This is a genomic window from Psychrobacter luti (genome assembly GCF_014192115.1).
Taxonomy (GTDB): Bacteria; Pseudomonadota; Gammaproteobacteria; order Pseudomonadales; family Moraxellaceae; genus Psychrobacter; species Psychrobacter luti.
Genome location: NZ_JACHXL010000001.1, coordinates 128276 through 146591, shown reverse-complemented (window position 1 = coordinate 146591; position 18316 = coordinate 128276). Strand labels below are relative to the sequence as shown.

Below are 18316 nucleotides of genomic sequence, written 5' to 3'. Positions count from 1 at the left end.
AGAATTAACCTTCCATGGCATCATAATAACCACCGATGGATTGAATGCAGGACTGTACCAACCCAGGCCCTTTATAAATAAGCCCTGAATACAACTGTACCATATCTGCACCTGCCTCGATTTTCTTGACGGCTTTAGCACCGCTATCGATACCGCCAACGCCAATCAAAGCTACCTTACCACCGAGCTGATCGGAGAATTGTTGTAAAATTTGCGTACTAATGTGGCTGACTGGACGTCCGGATAAGCCACCTGCTTGGTCGCCATCAGGCAAATCTTCGACGCCTACGCGGCTCAAAGTAGTATTGGTGGCAATCAAACCATCAATCTCAAAATCCAACAGCTGCTGGGAGATATAATCGACTTGTAACGGCTCTAAATCAGGAGCGACCTTTAATACCAAGGGCACGTAAAAGCCATATTCGGTTGCCAACTGATTGTGGCGGTTTTTAATGGTGTCTAATAATTGGGTTAGCGCTTCACCACTTTGTAGGTCGCGCAAATTTTTGGTATTAGGAGAGGAGATATTCACAGTGATATAAGACGCATGCGGATAGACACGCTCTAAACAATAGACATAATCATCAGCCGCATTTTCAACCGGTGTCGCCGCATTTTTACCGATATTAATGCCGATATTGCCTTTGTATTTACAGCGCTTTACGTTTTCAATCAGGTAATCAACGCCTTGATTATTAAAGCCCATCCGGTTAATAATGGCATCGGCTTGCTTGATTCTAAATAGTCTTGGTCTATCATTGCCGACTTGCGGCTTTGGCGTAATGGTTCCCACTTCGATAAAACCAAAACCCAACTCTGCCAGCGCATCGATATAATCGCCGTTCTTGTCCAATCCGGCAGCAAGTCCAACGGGATTGGCAAATTGCAAACCCATACAGTCGGTTGGCTGCATTGACTGACCATATACTAAGCCCAACACACGCGCTTTATGAGCTTTATCTAATAAAGATAAGGTCATCTCATGCGCGTGTTCAGGGTCCATATTAAACAAAAAAGGGCGAAGTAAGGCGTAAGACATAGTAATGACAGACCCTGCTTGAAAAGAAATAATGAATAAGAAAAACGAATGAGGTCAAGCGCAGCGATTATATCAGCTTAACTGAAATAAGACCAAAGTTTCATAGGACAAATTGCGCTATATCCTGCGAATAAATAATCGTTAACGCTGTCAATTGACTTACTTAAGCTAGTTAATAAGCTGATATCAGACAGCATTATTTATTCGTGTTTTTATATTAGGGAACTGGGCGGCCATCAGTGAGCGCAATCCAACCACGTACAATACGGTACAGATGCCAAATAAAAGTAAAGCCCATAATAACAAAGCCCAAACTGGCCAACAATAATGAGCCGATGGCAATATTATTACTATCAGCAAACATGCTTACACCAAAACCACCTAGGGCAAATGTGATGATAAATACACCAATAACAAAAAAGACGATGCTATACCAAAACGTTTTAATCTGCCAATCAAAGTGCGTAGCAAGCCATGTATTATCAGCATCACGGCGTTTGGCATAATTCATAAAAATAGGCACAATCCAAAGCAGTCCCGCGGTAAAATAGCTGAGCACATATAGCAAATACGTGATGTGATTATAGGTAATCAAAGAACGGCGCTTATTATCACTCATAGTATTATTGGTATTGTTTATCATACTGTCACTCGTTATATTCTGTAGTGTGTAGCTATTATTATTGTGGTAAATGAGCAAGGTTTCAATGCAGCATATTTTAAAATATAAAGGTGCTTAAACATCAACTTGTTAGGTGTTAAAAGTTGTTAGGCATAAAGGTTGTTAAGCATACCTCTTAAGAAGTTACGGTCGCCTGTACCTGAATCGCTTTAGTGACCAAATCTTGCTGCATCGATAGTTGGGTGAATTGCCAACCTTGCTGCTCAAGCTTACCCAGTGCGCCGCTCACCACCGCTTGGCTTGGATGATTAAAGCTTAATTGCACCGCATCGCCAGCAGCAATGACCTGCGCATCGGCAATCCCTGAATTACTTAACAGCGAAGTGATACTGCTAGCAGGCGACATTGCATCTACGCCATCTGCACTACTAGCAGCATTCAACGCATTGCTATCAACATTACCAGCTTGGGCACGTAACCAAAAATAATCGGCGACCTGCTCTTGATACTCACTTTTACTCTCATTTGCTGCTTGATGGACGCTATAACCGCCATAGCCACCGACAAATAACAGCAAAAATGCTGACAATAACAGCAAGGCTAATTGGTCGCGCGCAGACAAGGCGTGCCAACGTGTCGCTAGGATACTTTGATAGCTACTCATGCGCGTTGATAAAGCACTACTTCGAGGGCGAGTGTTAGTACCAATAGTGCTGCGTTTGGCGAGGCGCTGTAATCTTTTCATGGTTACCCTTTATTGCTAACGCTACTATTTTTTTCTACCACATCAACGGTCACTTGACCACTGAACTGCCCTTGCTCATTGCCGTTCACTTGTTCTAATTTGGCGTTTAAGCCTTGAGAAACTAGCGTATTGGTAAATTGATCCAGACTGCCGCGGTCTGGTGCAATCAACGTAAAGCTAAGCGCGCTTGGCTGCATGACTAAAGCCTGCGCACGTAATGACGACTGTTTAATCAACGGTGATATACGTGCCAATACCGCTATGTGAGAGTCAGGCGCTTGGCTGTCACTACGCAGTTTTGGTTGCAATTGCACTTGTAGCTTTGTGCGCGTACTAAGCGGCTCATTTGGAAACCAAACCTGATACTGAGCGACAATCTCAGTTTTAGTCGCCGCGGTCGCAGCTTTATACTGATACCATTGCACTCCATCGGTCGCCATCTGTAATACCAATGCTGACAGCGCGACCATCATCGCCACCCGCAGATACGGTGATAGTTGTGAATCGGTCGATTTAATAAAAAAGTTCAGCGCATGACGTTCAGGAATTTCAAGCGGTTTAGGAGCTATAGGAAGCGTGGTTAATAGTAATTGATGCTCCGCAATCATTGCCGCTGTTTGAGTAGAGGCACTGGCTGTCGTTGTAGATTTTGTTAAATCAATACGATCGCCAAGTACTGGCTCATTAGTAAAATCTTCAGCCAGACCATTACTAGAAGCGTCATTCGAATCATTAAAAATATCGTCGATAGCTGGCAATAGCAGCACTTCGCTCAGATGCGGAAAACGCTCAAAGATTAAAGGCAAGTAACTTACTGCCATTCCTTGATGTAAGGACTGGCGCAGCAGCATGGTTTGTTGGTCTTGGTACAATATGATTTGCTGCCCTGCACCCTCTTCTGGTATTGGCAATAATAGAAAATCAGGCAGTAACGTTACGATGTTCATGCCAACAAGCTTAGCGCTTTGTTGCCAGGATTCGATATCGCTTTGAGCCAAAGCATAAAGATGATGACTGCTATTCTCAGTCATTTGGCGAATGGCTAACTGTTCAACTGGTGTCAGAGAAGTTTCTTCAAATAAATACTGCTTGCCGCTCATGCCCAATTGTTTGAGCTGGGCAGTATTCAGCTCAGAGTCTACTTGTAAGACATGGCTTGAGGGAAAATACAGACAAACAGATTTTTGGCTATTGGTTTTATAACTACCATAAATGTCATGCAGCTGTTGCCAGCCGTCAATCAATTGCCATTGCTTTATGTCTTCATGCCAGACCGCTAAAGGACTGTGCTGCGCTCTTAACCAAACATGTAACACCAAATGTGTCCTTAATTATCAAAGCTGCTGTTTAAAGTCATTGCTTATTGAAGCTGCCATTTAAAGCTACTGTCTATTAAAATGGTTATTCGCTAAAACTGCGGTCTAGAAAAAATTTAGAAAGTTTTCTGAGCGTTTAGATTATTGTTACTAATAAGGTTGAGCTGGGACAAAGCGATCAATCTCGGTTGCCATACCCGTCATCACAAAATCCATTTTAAACGCACGCGCTTCTGCAAGAGAAAATGATTCAGGGTAATCACCCGTTAACAAGCCAGCGATGTGAGCGACAATAGACATATGACAGACGACCACCAAACACTCTGCTTCAATATTGCCAATATCGATGAGCGCCTGACGGGCATCGTCAGAAGGTGTAATATTCTCTTTTATTTGTGATGGCACGTTAGGCGCACGTAACTGTAATGCTGCCAGCGTCTGCTGCGCTCTCTTATAAGGACTCACGACAAAACAATCAGGTTGATAATGAGTGGTAATATACTCTGCCGTTTGCACAGCTTGCTGCTGACCAAAGTCAGTCAACTGACGCGCACTGTCTGGGCGTGTTTCATCTTCTGCTTGACCATGACGTACTAAGATAATTTTCATAATCTTAACTACCTTGTTTGTTACTTTTATCTGACTACTCTGATAATAATAAGCTTGTGACGATGAAACTATTTTAATACTAGAACAGCTATCTTCTGCCTAACGCCCTATTACTGATTATCGTCATCATCTTTTTTATGCTTAGCTTTGCTTGCCGTTTGCATTTGCGCCGTTAGTGAAGCATTGCTATGGTCATGCTCCATGACAAATTCAACATCACTACGGAAGCCCGCTTCCATGAGATGTAAAGCAACGCCAAGTGCCGCCTTGTCTTCATAAATGACCGCATGTAAGGCGTGAGTAATGGGCATATAGATGCCTTCTTTGGTGGCTTTTTCATGAACCTGCTGAATGGTATTGACGCCCTCCGCGGTTTGACCCAGTTTTTTGACGGCGGCATCAATTGTCATACCGCGACCGAGCATATTACCAATACGATAGTTACGACTCAGCTCTGAGCTACAGGTGGCATATAAGTCACCCACGCCAGACAGACCTAAAAAGGTCAATGGATTGGCACCAGAATGAACCCCAAAACGGCTCATTTCTGCTAAGCCACGGGTCAGTATCATGGCTTTGGTATTTTCACCGACTTCATAAGCTGCCGCCATTCCCATTGCAATGGCATAAATGTTTTTTAGCGCGCCGCCAAGCTCGACACCGCGAACATCATCACTGGCAAACACTCTAAAGAACGCACTGTGTAGGGCCGCTTGTACCGCATGGCGTAATGCCTCAGAGTCACTAGCAATCACCGTAGCAGACGGCATGTTTTTCATGATTTCAATTGCTAGATTTGGTCCTGACATTACGCCAAAGTTCACTTCTGGCAGCTCATCTTTAATGATATCACTCATTAAAGCAAAGGTATCTTTCTCCATACCTTTAGTCAAAGAAACGATAGACTGTCCGCTAATAAAGGGCGCGATATTTTTAAGGGTTTCGCGAAACGCAAGGCCTGGAACCGCAATAAAAATAATATCGGTATCTTTAACCGCAGCTTGTAAGTCGTGACTGTATTTAAGGCGATCATCAAGCTTATAACCAGGTAGGTATTTTTTATTGGTCTGCGTCTTTGCCATTGCTTTAACTGTACGCTTATTGCGTACCCACAGCGTGGTATCACATCCATTACGGGCAGCCAGGTTTGCCATCGCGGTACCAAAACTACCGCCACCTAAAAACACCAAACGCAACTTAGTAGGATTATTATGAATTTCTGCCATATTTTTTGCCACGGCAGATTCCACCGCGCTAGGATTTAACTTCTTACGTCCAAGCCCAGATTTAGTGGCACGCTCAATGATACCTGACAACAGACTGTTTTGTTTTTCCGCGGCTTTACTTTCTGTTTGATTGTCATCTATATTTGCCTCTATATTTTTATCATTAGCGCTGGTCATATTCTTTTATCCGTGTTGACTGACTGAATTATGAGTAGATTTGATGCTGAGTATACAGGGAGACTAACGGCATGTTTCAACAATTATTGATATAAAACCGCTATTTTAATCGAACACCCTGATTAACTGACTCATCATTTTCTTTAATGAATCAGTTTACCGCCAAGATTGCCCTGCCATAATATCTCTGTAACCATACTACTGTATTGCCTTTACGACTCGAAGCGTAGCAATGGCTCAATATCAATGGGCTTGCGCGTGGGCATATCACAAGGACTGCTGCCAGTATAAACAAAAGCCGTGACATAATCATCTGTCCCAACGCCAAAGTATTCTTTAACGGCGGGCTCATTGCATAGCAAGCCGGTACGCCAAACGGTACTAAACCCTTGTGCTTTTAGCGCCAAAATAAGGTTTTGGACTGCAGCGCCAGTGCTTAGCATTTGCTCAAAAGGTGGCACTTTTTTATGCACTTGCATCTGGGTGACGACCGTAATAATCACCGGCGCACGTAACGGCATATTATAGGTTTTTTGGCGAGTTTTCTCAGACAGCGCTTCACCCTCTTTAGCCGCTTGTGCTTCTGCGGCCGCTAAAAAGGCACGACCCAAGTCATGACGCGCATTTCCTTGGGTCACAATAAAGCGCCACGGTTGCAGTTTTTTGTGATCAGGCGCAGTAACCGCACAATCAATAGCCGCTTTAATCTGACTTTCTGTCGGCGCTGGAATACTCAGATTGCCAATACTGCGTCTCGACTTAATCCAATTAATCAGCTGCTCATCGGTCACTTGTGCATTTGTTACTATGGGGCTTTCGGTATTGTTTTGCGGCGCGCTTTTATAGAATGGCTCATCGCTATTATCGTTATTCTCTTCTAAACTATCTGCTGAATTACTCATGACTTGTCCTTATTTTTTATTATGCTGCATCCGTATCTTCGACTCGATGCTCCATTTTTAAGTAATCTTCTGACTGCATCTCAAGTAAGCGTGAACGCGTACGCTCAATCTCAAACGCTAACTTTTGTCCTTGATACAGCTCAAGAATAGATTGTTCTGCTCGTACCAATAGTTTGACGCGGCGATCATAAAACTCATCAACCAGATAAATAAAACGGCGGGTCGGATCACGCAAATCATCATCAAGAGCAGGTACGGCGTTGATTAAGACGGTGCTAAACTGCTTAGCAATTTCGATAAAATCAGCCGCCGAACGGGGTTCCATACATAAATGACGAAAGTCGCAAAATAGAATATCTTCGGTACGTGCATTAATTCTAATCTCGCGACCATTAATAACAATGGGTTCGTTACTGATTTTTTGATTGTTAGATAAGCTGGCGAAACGGTTAGCAAGCCAATGGTGATTGGCTTTGGTCATTGGCGACTCATATAGCTCTGCTTGCTGCAAGACACGTAGGCGATAATCAATACCAGAGTCAATATTCATCACCGTGGTATGACGCTCAACTTCAGCGATAGCCGGCATAAAGCGGTCACGGTGCAGACCATCTTTATAAAGTCCTGACGGCTCAATGTTTGATGTCGCGACCAAAGTTACACCGCGATTAAACAGCATGGTAAACAAATCACCTAAAATCATGGCATCCGAGACGTTGGAGACAAAAAACTCATCAAAGCAGATAATCACCGCTTCTGCATAGATAATATCCGCAACTTTTTCTAACGGATCGCTCTGACCTTGCAAATTATTCAGCTCTTTATGAACACGCTGCATAAAGTGATGAAAATGCTGGCGGATCTTACGCTCAATGGTCAAAGAGTCGTAAAACATATCCATCATCCATGTTTTACCACGACCTACCCCGCCCCACATATACAAGCCTTTGGGCGCGACAGGTTTTGCCTTTAGAAAGCTAAAAAAACCTTTTTTTTGTTCGACGCTACTATTGAGCTGATGATAAAGCTCATCTAAATAGCTCATCGCCTGATATTGTTGCTCATCTCGAGTAAACTCATCAGTGCTAATGGCCTGCTCATAACGTTGCAAGGGAGATAAACTCATAATACGACTCATCATTAGACAAAATAAATATAAAAATGGTTGATGTTATTTTCTTAACCATATTAAAGCAGAAATTCTATCGCTAATTGGCTACACAACATCGAGTGGTAATATCTAGACAATTAACTATTTATCACCAAAGCTATGTTCTTCTAACAAGCCTTTAAGCTCAGATAAACGCCCATGGAAAAAGTGCCCAGCGCCATCAATGACACTTACAGCCAGCCCTAAGCGCTCAGCAAAATCCTGCATAATAGCAGGATCAATCACCTCATCCGCATTACCATAAATCTCAAAGGTTTTATCAGTGGGTAAGCTCAAATCACCGGTGTCATTTTTTTCAACAGATGGCGCGATAAGGGCAACTTTTGCTAGCTCAAAATCACTCAGTCCCCAAATATGCGGCGATACCATGACTTGCTCAGCAACGCGTGCAGTCACGTAGCCGCCAAAAGAAAAACCACCTAACCACAATTTTCGTGCATTGGTTTGTTCTGCAATCCATTGTAGCACGGTCATTGCGTCCACTACTTCCCCTTCCGCATAATCGTGCTCGCCAGTCGACTGCCCGACACCGCGAAAGTTAAAACGTACCACATGCATACCATTATCACGAGCAAACCGATACATCGTCGTGACCACTTTATTATTCATCGTACCATCGAATAACGGATTAGGATGGCAAAGTAGCGCCACCGTATCGGTATTTGGATCGTGAGGATTGTCTTGTTGCCAAAGGGCGTTGACTTCGAGCACGCCAGCAGGAGCAGGAATCAGTTGCATAGAATTACTTACTAATTAAGAATGAATAGTCCAATTATCCTAGATATGGTTTATATTTCAAGTGATTTGCTGTGTATGGCTGACGTCTGTGACATTTTCTGCTAAATGCGAGAGATAAAGTGGTCAAAAAATAATCATTAATATCATAGCGAGCATTCGTGCCGTTTGAGTCTTGAATATATTACTACTCCCTGACTTTCTATATCACTTTCTTATACTAGCTTAAGTTTATCCCAATCTTAATATGTAATATAAGCGCAATACCGCACACAATAACCGTCTAGACACTCAATACACGAATGAGTTAGATTCATACTGTTTGTTAAGTCACATATTGTTAAATGGTATTTTTTTAAGCCTTAATCGATAAATGACATAGTAGTCGACGTCATACCGGCCCAATATGTACTTAGTTTGATTTGTATAACTCTATCTATATTTGATATTTATCTTTTAGGTTCAATTTATAGAAATAAGGAAACAGCTATGAATACTTTTAATAAAACCTTTACGTTAACAGCCACGTTAGCAGCGGCATTAGCGTTAAGCGCTTGCCAAAGCACGCCTTCTTCGCCGGTTATCCAACGTGCCAATTCTATTTATGAGACCACTGGCATTGCCGATACCAAAGTAAAAGCCCAACAAAATGCGATAGATAGCGCGCAAAAAACTTGCCGAAACAAGCAGGTTATTATCGTTGATGACAAAGTCAAATATAATGGTATTCTAAACGAACAAACTGGCCGTATGATTGGGCAAGCGGGTGCGGTCATTGGTTCGATATTTGGTACGGGCTCACCAGACTTATCACGTAAAGATGATTATGAGTATATGATTAATTTCCGTTGCCAATAAGACATTTATTATTTAACAAAGTTTTTAGCTAATTAGCCAATAAGTCTGCGAGATAGATAGTATATTAATCGCTGCTTGTTGGCTTTGCTTTTTGTAGCGACAATTTTGGGGTAAACTACCCTACCTAATGTTGCAAACATTCTAATCAATTTATCAACAACCAGACTATAAATAGCCACAAACAAACAGTTATAAGCAGTCAGTTTCTCAATCTCTTCACCTTTGGTCTATTATTATGCGCAAACCCAACCTGTCACATACGAAACAAGCTAAGGTTTTAGCACCTGCCAAAGATTTAGCGACCTTAGAGGCTGAACTGGCTGAGCAAGAAAACAGTCTCGAAGTCAGTTTAGAAGATACTGTTTTGAGACTGAGCGACTACCTATCCGCGGTTGATATGGTCATCAAGCAAACCTTTAATCACCGCGTATGGGTCAAAGCTGAGATTCGGAATTTATCAAGCAAAGGTGGACATTATTACTTTGAGCTGGCGGAAAAAGATGATGATGGCAAAGTCATTGCTAGCTGCCGTGGTAACCTTTGGCGCTTTAAAGCTGCGCGCGTCTTGGCAAAATTTGAGCGCGCAACGGGCATGCCACTTGACCGTGATTTAACCGTATTGCTCAAAGTATCGGCAGGCTTCCATGCGCAATATGGCTTTTCGCTTACCATTGAAAATATTGACCCAAGCTACACCTTAGGTGACTTGGCGCGGCAATATGCGGAGATGGTTGACCGCTTGACGGGCGAAGGCTTATTAAACCTGAATCAGCAACTGCCTACCCCATTTGATATAGAGCATGTGCTGGTCATTGCCCCTGAAAAAGCCGCCGGATTGGGTGACTTTCAGGCTGATGCCGACCGCTTAGCTCGCACAGGTGCGTGTCATTTTCATTATTATCACGCCACCTTTCAGGGTAATCATGCGCCAAGCGAAATCCGTCAAGCTATTGTTAGTGCCCAGCAGCAGTTTTCTGACACTTATCAGCGCCTGCCAGATTTGTTAGTCATTATTCGTGGCGGCGGTGCCGTCGGCGATTTGGCATATCTCAATGATTATGAGCTTGCCGCTCTCGTTGCCGAGCAGCCTATCCCTGTGTGGGTTGGCATTGGGCATGAGCGTGACAAAGTTATCTTAGATGAGGTGGCGCATACCAGCTTCGATACGCCGTCAAAAGTGATTGCAGCTATCATGGCGCATTTAGCACAGCTCGTCACGCAAACGCTGCAATACCAAGCGCAAATCAAACAGGCAGCGCAGCGTCAATTAAACACCGCTGAGCAACAGACGACACGACAGTTGAGCCAAATACAATCACAAACGATTGGTCAATTGACCGCTCTACAAAAAGACAGTGATTACGCCTGGCGTAGTATTCAGCAAAGTGCTCAGCGTCAGGTGAAGCAAGCAGCAAGACTAACCAGCGATTTGCGCACACAAACTCAAGCCTCTGCTTATCAGCAGTTAGCAAGCGCATCGACACACAGTCAAAAAAACCAAAAGACAATTATGCAAAGTGTCCAGCAGCAGTTGCTACAAGCACGACGTGATAGCGAACATCTGAGGGATATTGTACTCTTGCATCGTCCTTCTCGCGTGCTTAAGCAAGGTTATACCATGCTGACTGATGCAAAAGATATAAAAATACTAACCAGCAGTACGCAGCTTTATGCTGAGCAAACGGTACATATCGTCTTAAAAGATGGTAAGGCAAAAGCACAGATTATTGATGTTGATATGAACAAATAAGTAATAAAGCCTACCGTTAATCCAACTTAATTGAATACTTTCTTTTATTTTAAAATTAGGAAACCTTATGACAACCCCTACTCGCAAACGCAAAAAAGCCGCCCCAAAAACTTTCAAGGCGGCTTATGATATTTTAAAAACCAATGCCGCTGAACTACAGCAGCAAGACGAGCCAGATATCGATAATCTGATGACCACTGTTGAAGAATCGATTGCTGCTTATCGCGTTTGCGAAACCCGTATCAATGCCGTGCAACAAGCTCTAGATGCCGCCTTCGCTGAAGAAGATACCACAGAGAATAGCGACATTTAAGTTAAGTCAATTCTATTCAGGCTCATCGACTTCAAATACTTGGCGCAAATAGGCAAGATACGTATCGTTATTGATCATGGTCTTGCCTGGACTGTCCGACAGCTTAGCAACTGGCTGCCCATTACACTCAACCAATTTCAAGACGATATTTATCGGGGTGATGCCCATATCATTGGTTAAATTGGTGCCAATGCCAAAGCTGGTTCTTATTTGACCTTTGAAGTATTGATGTAAATCCCAAGCCTTATTTAAATCCAAGCCATCACTAAAGGTTAAAATCTTGGTTCTTGGGTCTATCTTTAATTTCTTATAATGAGCAATGGCCTTGTCACCCCAGATATACGGGTCGCCACTATCATGACGCAGACCATCAAATAGCTTGGCAAAATACAAATCAAAGTCGCGTAAAAACGCATCCATGCCAACGACATCGGTCAGCGCAATACCCAAATCGCCGCGATATTCATGCACCCACGCTTCAAGCGCGGCTTTTTGTGAATCACGCAAACGCACATCCAATGCCTGAAATGCCTGCATAAACTCATGTGCCATCGTACCGATAGGCGTCATGCCGAGTTCTTTTGCTAAATAAACGTTGGAGGTTCCGCTGACGATTTTTGGCTCTGCTTTATGTAAAGTCTCAACCACATGCGCTTGCCATACTTTACTAAAACGTCTACGAGTCCCAAAGTCAGCGACGATAAATGGCGGTGTTTGTTTATTACGGCTATAGTTTGCTTGCTCTTCTGCATAGCGATGCAACAAAGCCACTTTTTCATCAAGCCTACGCTGCCCTTCTTCAATGACGCTGGCATTTGATAACGCACTAAAATACAGCTCATTGACTATCGCTAATACAAACACCTCAAAGAACATCGCCTGAATCATCGGCCCTTCAATATCGATACATAAACGATTTTTGTCATCGATACTGACCGTGATGAAACGACGTTTTAGCTTAAATAATTCCAAATAATCCACGAAATCTGAGCGCATAAAGCGCAACTTACGTAAATACTCCAGCTCATCTTCTAAAAATCGCAATTCACATAAGCTGTCTAGCTGTTGCTCTAAATCTTCTTTGATATCCGCCAAAGGATAAACCGTATCTTGATTATTGCGGCAGCGGAAACGATAAACACCATGGGTCTGCGGAAACTGATGCAGCATGGCTTGCAACATGGTAAATTTATATAAGTCGTTATCGAGCAAAGAAGTAATAATAGGTTCAAAAGTTTTAGAAGTATGAGTAACGGTCATGTTACAGCCTTAAATACAAAAATGAAAAGCCGCCAAACAAATCCAGCGACGAAATAGGTATCAATAACTATCAAGGTGCTAATAATAGAAAACGTTAAGATTTTGAGTATAACGAAGTTTGTCGCGTTTTTCATAATTCAACGCTTATAACAGCAAAAATACAACGATAATAAACGTATTCATTATGTAGCTATAGCCTATAAATTTTAGACATCCGCCATAAAAAAGACGTTAAGCCTATACTTAACGTCTCTTCATGAGTTTAATTATCAAGGTTAATCATTAAGGCTTTGCGGGCTTAACCAATTTAACCAAGGGCGCATAGCCTGACTGCGGCATCACATCGACTGGGATAAACTGTAGCGCTCCGCCGTTGATACAGTAACGCAGCCCGCCACGGTCTTTTGGGCCATCAGGGAATACATGACCCAAATGCGAGTCTGCTACCCGCGAGCGAATCTCAGTACGCACCATGTTAAAGGCGGTATCGTCGTGTTGGGTAATGACTTGCTTATCAATTGGCTTGGTAAAGCTTGGCCAACCGCAGCCAGACTGGTACTTATCGGTTGATAAGAATAATGGCTCTCCGCTTACAACATCGACATAAATACCCGGCGCAAACAAGTCATCGTATTCATGACTAAAAGCGCGCTCAGTACCGGCATCTTGCGTGATGTTATATTGTGCTTTGGTCAGAGTATTTTTCAGTGCGCCTTTATCAAAATTGGCATAGCGCTTGGGATCCAAGGTTTCAGCGACTGTGCTCACAGGTGCAAGCTTGGTACGTGCGCTGCCCTCAGGCTTATCATCGGCGAGGCTTAAATCGACATGACAATAGCCATTTGGATTTTTTGCCAAGTAATCTTGATGATACATCTCAGCCAAGTAAAAATTGTCTAGCGGCTCATTTTCCACCACAACTTTTTGTTTATACTGACTTTGGACGCGCTTAAGAGCGGCATCAATCACCGCTTTGTCTGCCTTATCAGTATAATAAACGCCAGATCGATACTGGACACCGCGATCATTGCCTTGTTTGTTTAAGCTGGTTGGATCTATCACGCGCAAGTAGTATTTCAAAATAGTATCGAGATCAGTTTTATCGGCATCATAGGTTACTTTAACGGCTTCGGCATGACCTGAGCCACGAATCACTTGCTCATAGCTTGGATTGGCTGTATCGCCATTGGCATAGCCTGATACCGCATCGACGACACCTTCGACGCGCTCCATATAAGCTTCGACCCCCCAGAAACAGCCACCTGCTAGGTAGATTGAGCGCGTATTAATCGCTTTACCTTTATCGTTATAGTAGACACCATCCTTTTGCTTGATGGTTTCAATCTTACTGTTGTTATCTAATGGTTGTGCGTTTGCCGGTTTCGCATTGCCTGCTTTTAGCTCGGCAAAGTCATTATCAGCGTTTTCAGCGAGGGCATAGGCTTGCTCTGCCGATATATTACCTTTGACCAAATGCACCAAGTTGCCATTTTTATCCAGTATCGCCCAGCTCGGATAAACTTGTACGCCAAGCTTGTTGATCAGCTCGCCTGATGCATCCGCTAATACCGGTAGCTTCGGATAATCAGCTTGCACGCCTGCATACCAAGTACTAAACTCGCCATCGGCTTTTTCATTCAAATGACCAGGGCTGGCAACGGTGACGACATTTAAGTCGGAAAATTTAGGATCGGTACGCCATTCTTCGGTTTCTGCAAGCGTCCCTAGGCATAGTGGACACCAACTTGCCCAAAATTTAATTAAGGTAGGTTTATTAGGATCAATAACGGCTGCACCTGTTTTGCCTAAACCCTCTGTCAGTTGCGGCAATGCCTGCATCTGCCCTAGCATGTCAGACGGTAACATATCACGTGAGCTTTTCACGCCACTGTTTTGGCTACCTGTATTAGCACTGCTACTGCCATTGCTCTTAGCATTGTTTTCTGCACTGCTCATTTGCCCACAAGCAACTAATATCCCTGCACTTAATACAGTTGTTACCCCAAAAGCACTGACATTTTTTAGCCAACGCGATGCTGCACGCGGTGAAGATGTCGCTAAATCACTAGCGTTATTGCGCTTATGATAACGATTTTTTTTATGCGACTTACTATCTTGTTTGTCAGGTAACATGATGGATCCTTTTTACAAAGTCTTGCAAGCGGACGCTTAGATTAAACGGTCTTGTTATGCTAGTCATTAGGATAAATATGCGTAGACTAAATGCGTTAATAGCGTTATAAAAGCCAGACACGATATATAAAGATAATGAGATAAAGGCGGTTAGGCAAAGATAATTAAAATTTAAGATAAGCATAAAAAACCTATCTACATTAGATTATCTTAATAGTATAACCCCGTAATAGAGTTTACTTTAATAATTAATGGCGGGTTACTACACTTTTTTAACAACTCAGTAAGGTTGTTGATATAGAAAAGTAGAGATATGGGAGTAGTGGAAGCAATAATGATGCCTAGTCACTTTTATATGAGGCTAAATGAGAGGAAAATCAATATCTTCAAGGCAATCAATCCCTTACCCATTGATTGAACGCCTAAAGTTAAATAAATTACACAAGCAAAATTAGAGAAAATGAATCATAGAACGAAGCCAGTGCATGAGTGAATTAATTTTTAGCCCTCATAAACTGTGCAACATAATCATCGGCTGGATTCTGGCGTAAATCATTTGGCGTACCGGTTTGCACTAAGCGTCCACCATTTAAAATACTAATACGCTGACCGACTTTGACGGCTTCATCGATATCATGGGTGATGAAGACAATGGTCTTATTGAGCCGTGCTTGTAGCTCAAGTAATTGGTCTTGCAATTGCGCACGAATGAGTGGATCAAGCGCGGAAAATGCTTCATCCATCAGCAAAATTGGATTGTCTGTTGCCAGTGCGCGCGCCAGCCCAACACGCTGCTGCATACCACCAGAAAGCTCATCAGGATAGCTGTGCTCTAAATTAGGCAGTCCGACTTCATTAAGCCAATGTCTTGCAACTTCATGACGCTCGCTCACACTCATCTTACGTACACGCAGACCGTAAGCGACATTTTGCATCACCGTCATATGTGGCACTAAGCCAAAGTGCTGGAAAACCATGCTGACGGTTTGCTGACGGTAATGCTGTAGCTCTTTATCATTAAGCTGTAAAATATTAATAGCCGAGTTTGTATTGGCATCGGTTTGGGACGAACTTTCCTCTGCCATCGGGCTTTGCGCATTGTTATTACTTTTTGCGTTAAGGCTAGTATCAACCCATATCTTGCCACTGGTCGGATCAATCAAGCGATTGATATGCCTTATCAGTGTTGATTTTCCAGAGCCTGACAACCCCATAATACAATGCAATTCACCCGCCTTAATATTCAAATTGATATCATATAGCCCGACCGAGTAGCCCGTTTGCTCCTTGACCGCAATGCTATCCATACCCTCAGCCAATAACGCCAATGCAGACTGTGCTTGCGAGCTATTGGCATTATAAATCTTACTGATATTCTCTAGCTGGATATGATTCATCGTTGCTCTCGCTATTTGTATTTTTTATTCAGATTGTTTCGTGATTATCACTTTTATAGATTGTGATATTCACTTCTAATATAGAGCACACTGCTAACCAATCGGACGTTTGCCGGCATCGATAGTTTTTTGCCGCGCACGTTTACCTTGACCAAATGCTTGCGTGATACGGTCAATGATAATAGCAACAATGACAATCGCTGTACCAGCTTGCAAGCCCTGACCGATATTGAGCGTTTGGATAGACTGCAAGACATCTTCGCCAAGACCAGGGGCACCAATCATAGAAGCCAATACCACCATAGAAAGTGACATCATTACCGCCTGATTAATACCCGCCATAATACTGGGCAGCGCTTGGGGTAATTTAATCCAAATAAGTAGCTGTAAATGCGTACTACCAAACGAGCGCCCTGCTTCGACCATCTCATGGTTGACTTGGGTAATGCCCAAAGTCGTCAAACGAATCAGTGGCGGCAGTGCATAAATAATGGTGGCAAATAGCGCTGGCACTTTACCAATACCAAACAGCATCAGCACCGGTATGAGATAAACGAAACTTGGCATGGTTTGCATGACATCTAGTATGGGCGTCACAATCTTACGCAGGATTTTACTACCCGACATCGCAATGCCAATAGGAATACCAATCACTACCGTGACCAACACCGATACGATGAGCAGTGCAAAGGTATCAATTAAAGCGCCCCAGAGTCCAAAGGCACCAATAAGAAACAACCCTGCCCCGCATGCCAGCGCAAACCAAATTTTGCGCACGCCGAACCACGCCAATACCGTCACAAGCGTAATAATTAACCAAGGTGGCATAATGGTTAACAAACGCTCAATAGGTAGCAATAGATAGGTTAACGCCACCGTACTGATGGTACGGAATACGCCACCGTAGTTTTGGACAACGCTTGCTAATGTATTGTTAAGCGGAGTCTCAAGTGACCATGAAGGGAAACTTGATGATATAGCTAATCGGTTATTGCTAGAGGAAGTCGTATCAGCAATAACAGCCTCGCCTGTTAGGTTAATACCCAACTTAGCAGCGAGACTCGTGGCGGCTTTATCAGACAACCACGGTTGCCAAATTTGTGGATTCTCACGCAAAAATGTTAAGGCTTGCTCATCACCACTACGTTTACTCTCGCTCATCTCTAAGATAGCGCCGTTGAGCTCATCGGAGCTAAACTGAACCTTTTTGAAGACATCAGCCAGTTCGGGATTAGACTCAATAAAGGGTGTCGATACGGCGATACCTAAAGGCGATACGGGAAATCCAGAGACGCAATTGGCTGTGCCATCAGCAAGTAGCAAGTCTTGCCAACAAGCATCGTCATGGGCAGGAAATGCTAATGGCGCAAAGTCGTATTTTGCCATCAATCCCGTAGGCTGCCAGTAGTAGAATAATAGTGGTTTATGCTGTTCAAAAGCAGAGGCAATCTCAGCATCAAGCGCAGCACCCGTTCCAGGATGGGCATTATTAAAAATACCTTCCAAACCTGTATTTTTAAGCAAACGGCTATTAAAAATCTCACACGTCCAACCAGATGGACAGTTCATAAAACGTGATTTTCTTGGGTCTTCAGGGTCTTTAAATAGCTCAGCGTACTTGGGCAAATCTTGATAACTGCGTAGACCCGGGTTTTCTTCTAGGACATATTTGGGTACATACCAACCTTGGGTAGCGCCGCCCTTCAACGTATCGCCAATGACTGCTACTTTATTCTGCTCAATGGCTTTTTCCATGATTGGCGAGCGTCCAACCCACTGCTCCCCAATCACTTGAATGTCGTTTTGGGACAACGCTGTCTCGAGCGCAGGACCGGCGCCCGGCACCTCTTCAATCGTACAATCATAGCCATCTTCAACGATATATTTAAGTACCCCAGAGATAAACTGACCGCTCTCCCATGTCAGCGCGCCAAATTTGATGGGTGCGTCGCAAGCTGCAGACGCTGATACCGGCAGCAACAACGTACTCATACACAGTAAACTTAACGCAATCCATTGGCGCATGGGATATCCTATTTGTGATTTTTATTATTAGTATTAAC

General features: G+C 43.3%; 16 protein-coding genes. 3 read left to right on the top strand and 13 right to left on the bottom strand.

Going from position 1 to position 18316, the window contains the following annotated elements:
* Positions 1-4: 4 nt before the first annotated feature.
* From FHS24_RS00595 to FHS24_RS00555, 9 genes are all read right to left on the bottom strand, one after another.
* Positions 5-1039 carry a quinone-dependent dihydroorotate dehydrogenase gene (locus FHS24_RS00595; RefSeq protein ID WP_183617799.1) on the bottom strand — a complete coding sequence of 345 codons (1035 nt, stop codon included), beginning with the start codon at positions 1037-1039 and terminating at the stop codon, positions 5-7.
* Between the two features lie 217 nt (positions 1040-1256).
* Positions 1257-1682: a DUF4870 family protein gene (locus tag FHS24_RS00590; protein ID WP_183617797.1), complete on the bottom strand. Its 426-nt coding sequence runs from the start codon at positions 1680-1682 to the stop codon at positions 1257-1259.
* 154 nt (positions 1683-1836) lie between these two features.
* Complete coding sequence (gene gspM, locus FHS24_RS00585) at positions 1837-2406, bottom strand: type II secretion system protein GspM (protein WP_183617795.1); 570 nt, start codon at positions 2404-2406, stop codon at positions 1837-1839.
* Positions 2407-2408: 2 nt separating this feature from the next.
* Complete coding sequence (gene gspL, locus FHS24_RS00580; RefSeq protein ID WP_183617793.1) at positions 2409-3722, bottom strand: type II secretion system protein GspL; 1314 nt, start codon at positions 3720-3722, stop codon at positions 2409-2411.
* Between the two features lie 150 nt (positions 3723-3872).
* Entirely contained in the window at positions 3873-4331 is a 459-nt protein-coding gene (locus FHS24_RS00575) for a SixA phosphatase family protein (RefSeq protein ID WP_183617791.1), read from the bottom strand.
* A 110-nt stretch (positions 4332-4441) separates the two neighbouring features.
* Positions 4442-5734 carry an NAD(P)H-dependent glycerol-3-phosphate dehydrogenase gene (locus tag FHS24_RS00570; RefSeq protein ID WP_183617789.1) on the bottom strand — a complete coding sequence of 431 codons (1293 nt, stop codon included), beginning with the start codon at positions 5732-5734 and terminating at the stop codon, positions 4442-4444.
* Positions 5735-5946: 212 nt separating this feature from the next.
* Positions 5947-6636: a nitroreductase family protein gene (locus FHS24_RS00565; protein WP_183617787.1), complete on the bottom strand. Its 690-nt coding sequence runs from the start codon at positions 6634-6636 to the stop codon at positions 5947-5949.
* A gap of 19 nt (positions 6637-6655) precedes the next feature.
* The gene (zapE, locus tag FHS24_RS00560; RefSeq protein ID WP_183617786.1) at positions 6656-7762 is read right to left on the bottom strand and encodes a cell division protein ZapE; all 1107 of its coding nucleotides are present in this window, start codon (positions 7760-7762) and stop codon (positions 6656-6658) included.
* A 126-nt stretch (positions 7763-7888) separates the two neighbouring features.
* On the bottom strand, positions 7889-8545 hold the full coding sequence (locus tag FHS24_RS00555; protein ID WP_183617784.1) for an alpha/beta hydrolase: 657 nt from the start codon (positions 8543-8545) through the stop codon (positions 7889-7891).
* A 486-nt stretch (positions 8546-9031) separates the two neighbouring features.
* On the opposite strand from FHS24_RS00555, the gene FHS24_RS00550 reads away from it, so the two are divergent.
* The 3 genes from FHS24_RS00550 to xseB all read left to right on the top strand — a co-directional run bounded on the left by FHS24_RS00550 (position 9032) and on the right by xseB (position 11463).
* Entirely contained in the window at positions 9032-9400 is a 369-nt protein-coding gene (locus FHS24_RS00550) for a hypothetical protein (protein ID WP_183617782.1), read from the top strand.
* Positions 9401-9635: 235 nt separating this feature from the next.
* Entirely contained in the window at positions 9636-11150 is a 1515-nt protein-coding gene (gene xseA, locus FHS24_RS00545) for an exodeoxyribonuclease VII large subunit (protein ID WP_183617780.1), read from the top strand.
* 67 nt (positions 11151-11217) lie between these two features.
* Positions 11218-11463, top strand: coding sequence for an exodeoxyribonuclease VII small subunit (gene xseB, locus FHS24_RS00540; protein WP_183617778.1), 246 nt, complete (start codon positions 11218-11220; stop codon positions 11461-11463).
* A 12-nt stretch (positions 11464-11475) separates the two neighbouring features.
* Here xseB and pncB read toward each other — a convergent pair whose 3' ends face one another.
* The 4 genes from pncB to FHS24_RS00520 form a co-directional block, all read right to left on the bottom strand.
* Positions 11476-12723: a nicotinate phosphoribosyltransferase gene (gene pncB / locus FHS24_RS00535; RefSeq protein WP_183617776.1), complete on the bottom strand. Its 1248-nt coding sequence runs from the start codon at positions 12721-12723 to the stop codon at positions 11476-11478.
* A 282-nt stretch (positions 12724-13005) separates the two neighbouring features.
* Positions 13006-14856 (bottom strand): bifunctional peptide-methionine (S)-S-oxide reductase MsrA/peptide-methionine (R)-S-oxide reductase MsrB, encoded by a 1851-nt coding sequence (gene msrAB, locus FHS24_RS00530; RefSeq protein WP_183617774.1) that lies wholly within the window; start codon positions 14854-14856, stop codon positions 13006-13008.
* Between the two features lie 494 nt (positions 14857-15350).
* Positions 15351-16253 carry an ATP-binding cassette domain-containing protein gene (locus FHS24_RS00525; protein ID WP_183617772.1) on the bottom strand — a complete coding sequence of 301 codons (903 nt, stop codon included), beginning with the start codon at positions 16251-16253 and terminating at the stop codon, positions 15351-15353.
* 93 nt (positions 16254-16346) lie between these two features.
* On the bottom strand, positions 16347-18278 hold the full coding sequence (locus FHS24_RS00520; protein ID WP_183617770.1) for a glycine betaine ABC transporter substrate-binding protein: 1932 nt from the start codon (positions 18276-18278) through the stop codon (positions 16347-16349).
* Positions 18279-18316 lie beyond the last annotated feature (38 nt).